A 12,986-nucleotide genomic window follows, 5' to 3' on the forward strand; every position below is an offset into this window, starting at 1 on the left:
CCCGGTTTCGGGTCATGATCCTCAAAAATGTAAATAAACGTCTAATTCTATAAAAAGTCGTAAATGGTGACAAAAAATCCCTTCCTAATTTACGCAAAAACAAAAGCCTGCACCAATTGGCGCAGGCTTTATGTAACGATATGGTTGGAAAATAAATTATTTTACAAACAGCATCTCGCGGTATTTCACCAAAGGCCAGTCTTCATCGTCGATGATCAACTCGAGTTTGTCGACTTCGTACCGAATCACATCGAAGAAATCCTTCACCTCGGTCGCGTACAGTTTCGCCATTTCGGCAGTGTCCGACAATGCGTTGGCTTTTTTCCGGGTTTCGGTCATCGCATCGACCCCTTTCTTGATCGCCAATACGCGGGCCGAAACCTCCGAAATGATGTCTTTTATCGGTTCGGCTTCCGTCGTCATGCCCAGATCAACCAGCGCCTTAGCGGTTTCGGCCAATTTGTTCAGGTACTTCAAAGCCGTCGAAACCACGTGGTTCATCGCCAGGTCACCAATCACACGGGATTCAATCTGCACTTTCTTCACGTATTTTTCGAGTTCGATTTCGTACCGGGAATGTACTTCGGAGTGGCTCAAAACGCCCGTGCGCTCGAACAGATCCAGCGATTCCGTTTTCAGGTAAACGCCCAGCGCTTCCGGCGACGACTTAATGTTCGATAAACCCCGTTTGGCGGCTTCCTCCACCCACTCATCGGAATACCCGTTGCCTTCGAACAGGATCCGTTTCGAGTCGGCATAATAGGCTTTCAGGATATCGACAATGGCTAGTTCTTTCTTTTCGCCATTCGCCAGACGAGCGTCCAGATCCTGTTTGAATTTCGTCAACTGATCGGCCATGATCGCGTTCAGAACCGTCATGGTCGACGAAGAGTTGGCCCCTCCGCCGACGGCGCGGAATTCGAATTTATTACCGGTGAACGCAAATGGCGACGTCCGGTTTCGGTCGGTGTTGTCGCGCAGCAGCGACGGAATCCGGTTGATCCCTAGTTTGTAATAAACGTTATCGCCTTTGTTGACAATCACTTCCGATTTGGTTTCGAGGTCTTCCAGCGCTTTCGTCAACGACTCACCCAGGAAGATCGACACAATGGCCGGGGGAGCTTCGTTGGCACCCAGCCGGTATTCGTTACCCGCCGACGCAATACTGGCACGCAGCAGATCAGCGTGATCGTGTACGGCTTTCACCACGTTTACGAGGAAGGTCAGGAAGCGCAGGCTTTCTTTTGGTTTCGAGCTGGGAGCCAGCAGGTTAACGCCGGTATTGGTACCCAGTGACCAGTTGTTGTGCTTACCGCTACCGTTGATACCAGCGAACGGTTTTTCGTGGAACAACACCTTCAAGTTGTGACGTTCAGCCACTTTCTCCATCAAATCCATCAACAGGGCGTTGTGGTCGATGGCGAGGTTAACTTCTTCAAACGTCGGCGCTACTTCAAACTGGCCGGGAGCTACCTCGTTGTGACGCGTCCGAACCGGCATACCGAGTTTCATGGCTTCGAATTCGAAATCAACCATGAATGCGTTCACGCGCGGAGGAATGGTTCCGAAATAGTGGTCTTCCAATTGCTGACCGCGGGCCGGAGCGTGTCCGAAAACCGTACGACCGGCCATCACCAGATCCGGGCGGGCATAGAACAGGGCTTTGTCAACTACAAAATATTCCTGCTCAGGCCCGAGGGTTGGGGTAACTTTTGTCACATTCCGGTCAAAATACTGACACACTGCGGTAGCCGCTTTGTCAACGGCCGACAATGCTTTCAACAGCGGAGTTTTATAATCAAGGGCTTCGCCGGTATATGATATAAATACGGAGGGAATACACAGGGTTTTTCCGCCAGCGCCGTTGTCCATCAAAAAGGCCGGAGAGCTGGGGTCCCAACCCGTGTAACCGCGTGCTTCGAACGTATTACGCAAACCGCCACTCGGAAAAGAAGAGGCATCCGGTTCCTGTTGAACCAGGGCACCGCCTTTAAATTTCTCGATTGCTTTGCCTTCCATGGTAACGTCGAAAAACGCATCGTGTTTTTCAGCCGTATCACCCGTCAGCGGCTGAAACCAGTGGGTGTAGTGGGTTGCCCCCTTTGCCACAGCCCAGGATTTCATGGCGTTGGCCACCTCATCCGCAATGTCGCGGTCAATTTTACCGCCAGTTTCAATGGCCTGCGTAATTTTGAGGTAAGCTTCCGGCGACAGCAGGGAACGCATTACTTCATTGTTAAAGGTGTAAGAGCCATAGTATTCGGCTACACGTTCTGATGGAGGAGCTACAGACAGAGCTTGCCGACTTTGTGCAATTTCGAGAGCTTTAAACCGAAAGTTAGACATATTAGGTTCGAGGTGGTTTTTGGATTAAAAACGCTCAAAAATAATGATATTTTGTTATAATTTCCAAGAAACCGCATTCATTTTAACCTGTTTTTCACAAAATTCTGACAAAAATCATGAAAACCGGTTTTTATGCACTCAAAATATCACTTCTAAGAAAATAACTATTTCACAAGTTTTTTGCACCTACCACAGAACAAATTGTACCAACTAAAGAAATGCTGTCGGTATTGCCTGTAACCGTTTACGTAATAAGCATTTATACCAGCTTAAAACCTGTTAACTTTACCGGGTGAATACCGTAATTTTGTATTGAATGAAGAGTCGATTGCTGCTTATCGTTGCGTATTTCAGTGGCTGGACGGGCTGGTTATTAATCGGTCGGGCGCTTTTTTTAATCTATCAGCCCCAAACCCGTCAACTCGATTCTTCTACCTTATTCGGCGTTTTTGGAAACGGTTTACGAATGGATCTTTCGACGGCTGGCTATCTGACGATACTACCGGCTCTCCTGATTGCATTTTTGCCGGGCCTCGCTACCCGGACAATCGCCCGAATACTCCGTATTTGTACGTTCGTTGAACTGCTCATCGTTTCTTCCATCACGGTCGTCGATCTGGAAATTTTCCGTACCTGGGGTTTTCACCTGGATCTGACGCCCTTCCATTACCTGAAATCACCGCAGGAAGCAGCCGCATCGGTGGCGGCCTCCCCCATTCTGTCGCTGTTTGCGTTATTTCTAGGACTGATAATGGTCGGAAATTATTGCTTTAATCGACTAATTGCCAGTTTTATCGCCAAATTCGAACCGGTAACCTGGTGGGTCGCAACACCTGCACTGCTGATCGCGACAGCCGCATTGCTTCTTCCCATTCGGGGAGGCATCCAACTGGCACCCATGAATGTGAGTGCGGTTTATTTCTCCCCGATCGCATTTGCCAATTACGCGGCTGTGACCCCCCAATGGAATTTCATGCAGTCTTGTCTGGAGGGCAACAAATACGGCGAAAACCCATTTGCATTCTTTCCGGAAGGGCAGGCGACTCAAGCGTTAAAGGCTCTGTATCAACCCGATACTACCCGCCAGCCGTTACTTTCTTCATCCCAGCCCAATGTAATTTTGATTGTTTGGGAGAGTTTTACGGCTAAATCCGTGGCATCCCTGGGCGGTCGCACCGGCATTACACCCCGATTTGAAAAACTGACGCATGAAGGTCTGTTCTTTAAGCAGGTTTATGCGAGTGGGGATCGCAGCGAAAAAGGTTTGATTGCCCTCCTGAGCGGTTTTCCGGCCCAGGCGACGGCTTCGATCATGACGCTTCCGGCCAAAGCCGAAAAATTACCGACCATTGGCCAGCATATTAAAAAAGCCGGTTACCAAACCTCCTTCTATTACGGGGGCGAAACGGAATTTGCCAACATCAAATCCTATCTCTTTCACAACGCGTTTGACCGGATAATATCCAAAGCGGATTTCAAACCCAGCGAGTGGAATTCAAAATGGGGGGCTCACGACCACATCGTCTACAATCGAATTCTGTCCGATTTAAACAAAACAAAATCTCCCTTCTTTGTTTCACTCTTCACGCTGAGCAGTCACGAACCGTTTGAAGTTCCGATGAAAACCGTCATAAGTGGTACGGACGAAGAATCGCAATTTTTGAATTCGATGTATTACGCCGACCAGAGTTTAGGAAACTTTATTGCCCAGGCGCAGCTGCAGCCCTGGTGGTCGAACACCCTCATTATCATTACCGCCGACCACGGCCATCGCCTACCGGTTTTGTCCACCGACCGCGTGCGCGACTTCCACATTCCCATGTTGTGGCTCGGGGGAGCTCTGAAAAGCAGTCCTCAGCAAATCGATCAAATTGGTTCACAAACCGATCTGGCCGCGACCTTGTTGCACCAGTTGAATCTGGATGCCTCCGATTTTAAATGGAGTCGCGATTTGCTCAACTCCCGAAACCGCCCCTTTGCTTATTTTGCGTTCAACAACGGTTTTGGTGTCGTTCAGCCCAACCGGCATCTGTTGTTTGACAACACCAGTCGCCAGCTCATTTCGTCGGGAGGAACTGTTGACAAACAGGATATTGAATTAGGCAAAGCCTTCGAGGAAGAATCATACCAGGATTTTTTGAATAAATAAAATACCCTTGGACGTTCGTCCCTGAAATATTCATTTTATCCGAAGTCCTCGAATTAGGCGGATCTCCCGGACTTTATCCGTGGGTACGTAAGTTTTCGTATTTTTGCACTTCATGAAAAAGATTGCGTTCTATACACTCGGCTGTAAACTGAATTTCTCCGAAACCTCAACGCTTGCCCGCATGCTGGAACAGAAAGGGTATGCCCGGGTGGAATTTAACCAAAAGCCCGATATTTTCATCATCAATACGTGCTCGGTGACGGACAATGCGGATAAGAAATGCCGGAAAATTGTTCGCGAAGCTCAGCACATCAATCCCGACGGCTACGTGGCTATTGTGGGTTGTTACGCCCAGTTGAAACCGGAAGAAATTGCCTCTATTCCCGGCGTCGATGCGGTTTTGGGTGCGGCCGAAAAATTCCGTCTGGCCGAACTGTTGGGTGATTTTGTGAAAGAACCGTCCGGAAAAGCGACCGTTTACAATTCCCCCATCACCGAAGCCATTGACTATCACGCTTCCTATTCACTCAATGACCGGACGCGCACGTTTCTGAAAGTGCAGGATGGTTGCGATTATCCCTGCGCCTATTGCACCATTCCGCTGGCTCGGGGAAATAGCCGGAGTGATACCATCGAAAACGTAATTCGGGCAGCCCGGGAAATTGCGACTCGCAATGTGAAGGAAATTGTGTTAACCGGCGTTAACATCGGCGATTTTGGTCTATCGTCAAAAACCGCTCCGGGAAATCCCCGGAAAGAGACGTTTCTGCAATTGATTCAGGCGTTGGACGAAGTAGAAGGCATCGAACGGTTTCGGATTTCGTCGATTGAACCCAATTTGTTGACCGACGAAATCATTGCGTTCGTCGCCCGATCGAAGCGATTTGTCCCGCATTTTCACGTTCCGCTGCAATCCGGTTCCAATCAGGTATTGGGGTTCATGCGACGTCGGTACAAGCGCGAATTGTACGCCGAACGGGTGGCAAAGATCAAAGAATTGATGCCACACGCCTGCATTGGCGTCGATGTCATTGTTGGGCATCCGGGCGAAACCGATGAAGCGTTTCTGGAAACCCACCGGTTTTTGAGCGAACTGCCGGTTTCGTACCTGCACGTTTTTACCTATTCTGAACGGCCCAATACGCTGGCACTGAACATTAAACCGGTCGTGAATCCCTCCAAACGGGCGGAACGCTCGAAGATGCTCCACATTCTTTCCGAAAAAAAGAAGCGTTTTTTTTACGAAGAACAGATTGGTCACGAAGCCCTGGTATTGTTTGAAGAAGATGTTGAAAATGGCCAGATGCTCGGTTTTACCGAAAATTACGTTCGCGTAACCGCCACCTACGACCCCTTGCTCATCAACGAAACCAAACCGGTGTTGCTGACGGGTCTGAATGCCGCCGGTTTAATGGAAGTCACCGAAAGGGCAGGCATCGAATCGCTTGTTCATTAACCCCGACAGCGGTTTCAATTCCCCTGATTTCACGCGTTTCTGGCCAATCCATCGTCGTTATTACCACGAATAGGGCCGATGCTTGGTACTTATCGAGCCGCTGACCGGGTGCTGTACGACAAAAAAAGAAGGTATCCGTCAAAGACAGATACCTTCATCGAGTACAACAAAACCACAGGCAACCCCTGTGGCTCTGTCATAATATCTTGAATTATGCAGCGTCAACCAGGAATTCGTCGTGCTGGCTTACATCCAGACCCACTTTTTCGTCTTCTTCGCTAACCCGCAGCGGCAGGATTGCGTTGGTCACGATCAACAACAGGTACGAAGCACCGAAGGCAAAAACCGAAACGATTACGAGTGCCAGCAAGTGAATGAAGAACAATTTGGTATCTCCGAAAGCCAGCCCCTCGTCAACAACCGCCGAGTTGATGCCTTTTGAAGCGAAAATGCCCGTCATCACCATCCCCACCATACCGCCTACACCGTGGCAGGGGAAAACATCCAGCGTATCATCCAAAGTTGATTTCGTACGCAGGTGAGCAACCGTGTTGCTGATGATACCGGCAATCGAGCCAATGAAAATCGAAGTCGGAATGGTTACAAAACCGGCCGCTGGCGTAATGGCCACCAGACCCACAACCGCACCAATTGCGAAACCCAGGGCGGAAACTTTCTTGCCTTTCGAAGCATCGAACAATACCCAGCCCAAACCAGCCGCAGCAGCAGCCGTGTTCGTCGTTGCGAAGGCAGAAGCCGCCAACGGAGTTGCACCAACTGCCGAACCCGCGTTAAAACCGAACCAACCGAACCACAGTAAACCCGTACCCAACAGAACGAAAGGAATGTTGGCTGGTGGGAAATAGCTGGATTCAACTTGTGACTTCCGGCGTTTCAGGTATAAAGCTCCCGCCAGTGCGGCCCAGCCAGCTGACATGTGGACAACCGTACCACCTGCGAAATCGAGCACACCCAGTTTAAAGAGGAAGCCATCCGGATGCCAGGTCATGTGGGCCAAAGGCGTATAGACGACCAGGCTGAACAGCACCATGAACAGGACGTACGATTTGAAATTGATACGTTCTGCCATCGAACCGGTTACCAGCGCCGGGGTAATCATCGCGAATTTCAGTTGGAAGAAAGCAAAAACGACCAGCGGAACCGTAGCGGCTAACGGCCAGGGTTTGCCGTCTAGTACGTTATTGAACATGAAAAAGGTTGTCGGATTACCGATAAATCCACCGATGTCATCTCCGAAAGCGAGGCTAAAACCAACCACCACCCAGAGAATACTGATTACGCCCATCGCAATGAAGCTTTGCAGCATCGTTGAGATCACGTTTTTGTTGTTCACCATCCCGCCGTAGAAATAGGCCAGACCTGGCGTCATCAACAAGACCAGGGCGGCCGATACCAGCATCCAGGCGGTATCACCCGAATTGATGCCTTCCGTCACGATGGTTTTGGGTACGGCGGGAAATATGACTCCTAATACACTGACAAACAGCAATAGGATAAGCGGTAAATACGATTTTTTTTGCATGGGACTAAAAACGGTTTAGTTGTACGTTAGGATTGGAAAGGTCAAAAAAGGACCAGTGTGGGGTTGCGTATTAGAATTTGTAAATGAATGCGAGACCAAGTGTTGCCTGCGAAGATTTGGTAAATTTGCCTTCGCTGTCCTCAAACTGTTGCGCTTCGGCGGTGTTGCTGCCGGAAGGCTTGGCGTAGCTATCGAGCCGGAATTCCGGTTTGATCAGCAGGTTGCCGTCAGCTGCGGTAATGTTCCCGGTCAGGGTGATCGAGTTAACGCTCGTTCCCATTCCGAGGTAATTACGCAGACCGCGGGCGCCGTCTTTGTTGTCAAAATATTCGTAGCGGGCTCCTAAGCCAAATTTGCCGGTGAAAGCGTAATTGGTGTAGACCGCCACACCGCTCCATTTCGACGTACCGGCTTTCACCGGAGCATACCCCTGGAAATCTTCTTTTTGTGAACCAATGGCGGCATTCAGACCCAGGTAGAATTTCTCCGTAATCTGATAGGTGGTGGTCAAATCGAATACCGAGTACATTCCTTTTACAGCTTTACCGGTTGAATCCGGATTTGCTTCGTTGCTGACAATTCCGTTCAGGTAGACATTCCAGCCCGAAACCGGTGAAAAGAAGAACTGACCAATAATGCCTTTCGCTTTGTTATTGTCTTTCCAGCTATCCACATTGTTCACAATCCCCAGCATCAACGACGCTTTATCGCTGAAGGCATACGTTCCTTTGATCCCGGTGTGGTAGAAAGGACCGTTGTTGAAGAGGTTGGAGAGCGAATAGTTGTAGTTGACCGGCGCATCGATGACTTCATACCCGATGTGAGTTCCGAACTGGCCCACCATGATCGAGAATTTGTCAGAGGTCTTCCAGTTGATGTACGCCTGTTTAATAGCCAGCGAAGTTGAACCAGGCCCCAGTGAGCCGACTACGTTACCGTAGTTACCCAGATCGGCGTTCGGACCAAAGGTCAGGTCCAACATCATGTCAACTTTGTCGGTGCTGTACCCAATCTTGGTTTGAACCAAGCCCAAAGAAATTTGTCCGGAACGCTGATCGAAGACGCGGCCGGTTCCGGCAGCGCCAAGATTACTGCGTGATCGTGGATTATTGAAATTACCGCTGTAATACGAGTCAATGTACCCTGAAAAAGAGAATTTACCTTTGTTTTCGGCTCCCGTCTCAGTGGCGGCTACCTCCTGCGGCTTAGAGGTAGTCGTAGTACTGTCCTGAGCTTTGGACAATAAGATGGAAAACGAACAACATACAAGTAAAATAGTTTTTTTCATAATTTCCTTTGGTTTGTTCGAGGATTAACTAAATAATAAATTCGACGCACAAATATTATTAGCGAATACTATAAATGCAAGTATTTAATAAAATTTAATGCTGTTTTACATAAAAAATCAGTCAAATTGCCAAAAAGACTGAAAATTGAAACCTATTTTCCTGTTTTTACACGCTTTTTTTCATTTTTAGCATATTTTGTAATAATGGCCTATTTTGAAATATTATATAACTTAAGATCTATTCATTTATTCAATTAATTATCGGAATGTTACAATTTTTCAGGCTATTTAAACAAAAAAAATCCCGGATCGGCGATCCGGGATTTTTTTTGATGTATGTGGTAAGTCAATTAGACGGCTTCAGCGTGGAGCCAGGCTTTTTTGGCCAAAAGAGTTTCTTCCTCTTCCTCATTGTCCGGGTCGGGAATACAACAATCGACCGGGCAGACAGCTGCACATTGTGGTTCCTCATGGAAACCAACACATTCCGTACATTTATCAGAAACGATGTAATAAAATTCGTCGGACACCGGGGTTTGTGGATCTTTCCCGTTGACTACCGTACCATCACCAAAATCGACAACATCTAATTCGGTTCCTCCGCTCCAGGTCCACTCAACACCGCCTTCGTAGATGGCCGTGTTCGGGCATTCGGGTTCGCAGGCACCACAATTGATGCACTCATCTGTGATCATGATTGCCATTTGCAGGTAGAGATTTAATGATTCGTAATCGGATTTCTTCTTCGGCAAGAATAATCAGTACATTACGAAACCGTTGCTTGATTAAATAATATGATAACTAGTCAACAAATATAATTATTTAAAGGTTGGCAGCAAACTATAATTTATTTTTGCCGGTTGAATACTACATAAAGCAGCCAAATCCAGAATGAATTTATCCGAACGAATTACCACCTTTATTGAGTTGGGTCGTTTCCTGAAAGATGCCGAAAATACCGCGGAATTGCAGGAAATCGCCGAAAAAGCCTATTATTCCAACCATTGGTTTACGCCCGAAAACACCGGAAAAGCCATCCAGACGATTGCCGCTGAATACCTGAATGAAGAAAAGTTATCGGAATGGATAAAAGGTTATAACGTCACAACTGAAGCAGCTAAAAATGTGGGAGTTGTCATGGCCGGCAATATTCCGGCGGTCGGTTTTCACGATCTGCTGTGCGTCCTGCTGAGCGGACATCGACTACTGGCCAAAGTGAGTACGCCCGATTTTGTACTAATCAATTATTTTATACAAAAAATCGTTGAAATCAACCCCGCTTTTGCGGATCGGATCGTTATCAGCGAGCGTTTGAATCAGGCCGATGCATACATAGCCACCGGCAGCAGCAATTCGGCCCGGTATTTTGAGTATTATTTTTCCCGAAAACCGCACATTATCCGCAAAAACCGCTCATCGGTGGCCATTCTGTCCAATCGTGAAAGTGCGGAAGATTTGGTGGCGCTGGGGACCGACGTGCTTGATTACTTTGGATTGGGGTGTCGCAGCGTTTCAAAACTGTATGTGCCGGAACATTACGATTTCATTCCTTTCCTGAACACCCTCGAACCACTGGCCCTGCGATTTGCGAATCACCACAAATACTTTAACAACTACGAGTATAACAAGTCGATCTATCTGATCAATGGTGTCCCGCATTTCGATAACGGTTTTTTATTGGTAACCGAAAATGAAGGACTGGTCTCCCCGATTTCAACCCTCTACTTCGAGCGGTATTCGGATTTGAATGAACTGGAGAAAAAACTGGAAGCGATTGCCGACACCATTCAGTGCGTAGCTTCGAAAGACGGTTTTTATCCGGGCAGTGTTCAACTCGGCCAGACCCAACACCCTGGCCTGGCCGATTATGCCGACGGAATCGATACGATGCGGTTTCTGCAAACGTTATAACCAAAAACCGGGCGTGGTTTGGCCAAAGAGCAAGTTCCGGAAGGTCGAAATGACCGTCCGGAAGCTTATACTACAAACCTATAATGAATGAGATGAATCGTCACTGATTATCTGATGCCCGGGAATCGTCGGAGGGTGTGACCGTTCTTTCGGTTTGCACGGAAAAAACCGTCTGGGAAGGTTGGCGACTCAACAAAACCAGGTTATCGACGGCCGGTACTTTATCCTTCGCGTTATAGATACGAACCCGGTAAGTCCCCGAAGGCATGTTGCTCAGGTTGAAACGATAATACTGCTGAAAACTGTCGTTGTATTCCTGACAGATCGTGTTGTTTTTTGCGGTCAGAATATCAATCCGCAACCGCTCCTCGTGAGGATTGTACACATAGATCTTCAACATCGCATTTTCACCATCCGTACTCGGAACCACCCGGGCCGACATTCCTTCCGGCGACAACCGGCGCTGCTCCTCCATCCGTTTTCTGCGGGTGCGCGTAAGTCTTGAATCTTCATGATCAAGTGGTAAAACCACGGTTTTGACGTTTGAAGCTTCTTTTTGCTGCAAATTGACTTTGACTAGCGTGGCATTCAGTCGTTCGACGTTGCGTTTTGTCAGCTTAACCAGCTGATGGGGGAACACTTCCTGATGAATCAATTTCTGATCAGGAGTATAGTACCGGATTTCTGTGCTGCTGGTACGATAATCGGTCAAAACCTCCCAAAAACCGGAAGTAGTCGATTTTGCACTGTCGTAATAAGCCAGCTCCTGCGAACGGGCCGGGCCGATTATCGCAAGAATGAGAAGCTGAAAAATCGTTTTCATGGGATGGACGAAAGTTTGGTATGCTCTCTTAGTCGCATTATTTCGTCAGGCGGAAACATCTTCCTGAAAAAAATTGAAAATCACGCATTTTTCGGCATATTTGACCAAAACTTCAACGCCCCCGCATGCGGTTTTTTGTCCGTCAACCTGCTGACTCTGACCTGATTGCCGGACTCAGAACCGGCGGAAACCAACGTCGACAAAGCGAAGATCGCTTGTATCGAAAATACGTTTACCTGATTGCCGAAGGCGTCCGGAAACATCGTTTGGAGGAAGACGATTGCGCCAGTGCCTATTCTGACACCATTCTAACCGTGATCGAGCACATCCTGAATCAACGGTTTGAAGGCCATTCGGCGTTGAGTACGTATATTTACCAGATTTTCAACAACAAGTGTATTGACCTGATTCGAAAGAAAACCAGTCAACGGAGTCAGGTGCACAATGCGGTTTCACTGGATGATTCGCTGCTGCAACTGCCCGATTCGGCCCGATCGATCGTGCAGCAACTGATTGCCCAAAGCGACGTTGACCGGCTCCGACGACTGATCAACCAGTTGGGCGATAAATGCCGTGAAATGATTTTGGCGTGGGGAGAAGGTTATTCCGACGATGAGATTGCCCGGCAACTGAATTATAACACGGCTTCGGTGGCCAAAACCAGCCGTTTGCGGTGTCTGGAACGTTTGAGGGAGTTATACAAATGAACAATCTGGAACGCATCGAAGATTATTTTTCCGGCCGACTGCCCGCGGAGGAGCGCGCGCGTTTTGAATTGTCCCTGCAAACCGATCCAGACCTTACCGAAGCCGTCGCCTTTTACCTGGCGGCACAGCAGGCAGCCCAACGCGAAGCGCAATCCCGCCGAAAAGCCGAGCTGGATCAACTAAGAACCGGAAAACCGGTGGTTCGCCAAATTTCCGCCGGAGCAGTTATCGCGCTGGCAGCCAGTATCGTACTTGTTCTGGGGTTAGGAGCTTACTGGTTATTTCAGCGACAATCGCCGTCGGCGGTGATGTTGGCCAATCAGTATATTCAGGAAAATTATGCGCAGTTGTCGACGACGATGGACGGACGAGCCGACAGCCTGCAAATCGGGATCAGCTTCTATAATGCCGGTGAATTCAGCAAAGCCGAAGCGATTTTTACCGCGTTAGTTCAACGGCAACCCACCAATGACCGTTTTTTGCAGTACGCCGGACTCGCCGAACTCCAAACCGGCCAATATGACCAAGCCATCGACCATTTTCACCGCCTGAGTGAACTGAATGACCTGTTTTTCAATCCGGGGCTTTTCCTCGAAGCCATCACCCGGCTAAAACGCAATCAGCATAATGATCAAAATACGGCGCAGACCCTTCTGAAAACCGTGGTTGAACGGAATCTGGAAGGGAAAGCACAAGCGCAAGCATTGCTGGAAGCTTTTTAAAGATTGCGCGGTTTTCGGTAGCCGCAAATTTATTGAATGCG

Annotated in this window: 10 protein-coding genes; 5 read left to right on the forward strand and 5 right to left on the reverse strand. The window is 48.4% G+C overall.

What is annotated here, in order from left to right:
- Positions 1 to 156 precede the first annotated feature (156 nt).
- Positions 157 to 2,346, reverse strand: coding sequence for a glutamine synthetase III family protein (locus EHT25_RS04240; RefSeq protein WP_124871113.1), 2,190 nt, complete (start codon positions 2,344 to 2,346; stop codon positions 157 to 159).
- 316 nt (positions 2,347 to 2,662) lie between these two features.
- On the opposite strand from EHT25_RS04240, the gene EHT25_RS04245 reads away from it, so the two are divergent.
- Both EHT25_RS04245 and mtaB read left to right on the forward strand, forming a co-directional pair.
- Positions 2,663 to 4,495, forward strand: a complete 1,833-nt coding sequence (locus tag EHT25_RS04245; RefSeq protein WP_124871116.1) for an LTA synthase family protein — start codon at positions 2,663 to 2,665, stop codon at positions 4,493 to 4,495.
- Positions 4,496 to 4,607: 112 nt separating this feature from the next.
- Positions 4,608 to 5,951, forward strand: coding sequence for a tRNA (N(6)-L-threonylcarbamoyladenosine(37)-C(2))-methylthiotransferase MtaB (gene mtaB / locus EHT25_RS04250; protein ID WP_124871119.1), 1,344 nt, complete (start codon positions 4,608 to 4,610; stop codon positions 5,949 to 5,951).
- Between the two features lie 211 nt (positions 5,952 to 6,162).
- On the opposite strand, the gene EHT25_RS04255 is transcribed toward mtaB, so the two are convergent.
- From EHT25_RS04255 to EHT25_RS04265, 3 genes are all read right to left on the reverse strand, one after another.
- A complete protein-coding gene (locus EHT25_RS04255) occupies positions 6,163 to 7,494 on the reverse strand; it encodes an ammonium transporter (protein ID WP_124871123.1) in 1,332 nt (443 codons plus the stop codon).
- Positions 7,495 to 7,564: 70 nt separating this feature from the next.
- On the reverse strand, positions 7,565 to 8,782 hold the full coding sequence (locus EHT25_RS04260) for a porin (RefSeq protein ID WP_124871126.1): 1,218 nt from the start codon (positions 8,780 to 8,782) through the stop codon (positions 7,565 to 7,567).
- A gap of 350 nt (positions 8,783 to 9,132) precedes the next feature.
- Positions 9,133 to 9,486, reverse strand: coding sequence for a 4Fe-4S dicluster domain-containing protein (locus EHT25_RS04265; RefSeq protein WP_124871129.1), 354 nt, complete (start codon positions 9,484 to 9,486; stop codon positions 9,133 to 9,135).
- Between the two features lie 187 nt (positions 9,487 to 9,673).
- Here EHT25_RS04265 and EHT25_RS04270 point away from each other — a divergent pair, with 187 nt between their 5' ends.
- Complete coding sequence (locus tag EHT25_RS04270; RefSeq protein WP_124871132.1) at positions 9,674 to 10,693, forward strand: acyl-CoA reductase; 1,020 nt, start codon at positions 9,674 to 9,676, stop codon at positions 10,691 to 10,693.
- Positions 10,694 to 10,793: 100 nt separating this feature from the next.
- On the opposite strand, the gene EHT25_RS04275 is transcribed toward EHT25_RS04270, so the two are convergent.
- On the reverse strand, positions 10,794 to 11,516 hold the full coding sequence (locus EHT25_RS04275; protein WP_124871135.1) for a hypothetical protein: 723 nt from the start codon (positions 11,514 to 11,516) through the stop codon (positions 10,794 to 10,796).
- A 125-nt stretch (positions 11,517 to 11,641) separates the two neighbouring features.
- Between EHT25_RS04275 and EHT25_RS04280 the strand changes: the two genes are divergently transcribed.
- Together EHT25_RS04280 and EHT25_RS04285 are read left to right on the forward strand one after the other, a co-directional pair.
- The gene (locus tag EHT25_RS04280) at positions 11,642 to 12,223 is read left to right on the forward strand and encodes an RNA polymerase sigma factor (RefSeq protein ID WP_124871137.1); all 582 of its coding nucleotides are present in this window, start codon (positions 11,642 to 11,644) and stop codon (positions 12,221 to 12,223) included.
- Entirely contained in the window at positions 12,220 to 12,945 is a 726-nt protein-coding gene (locus EHT25_RS04285) for a tetratricopeptide repeat protein (protein ID WP_124871140.1), read from the forward strand. Before EHT25_RS04280 ends, EHT25_RS04285 begins: the two co-directional genes overlap by 4 nt.
- Positions 12,946 to 12,986: the final 41 nt, after the last annotated feature.

It is taken from the genome of Larkinella rosea (assembly GCF_003858635.1).
Taxonomy (GTDB): Bacteria; Bacteroidota; Bacteroidia; order Cytophagales; family Spirosomataceae; genus Larkinella; species Larkinella rosea.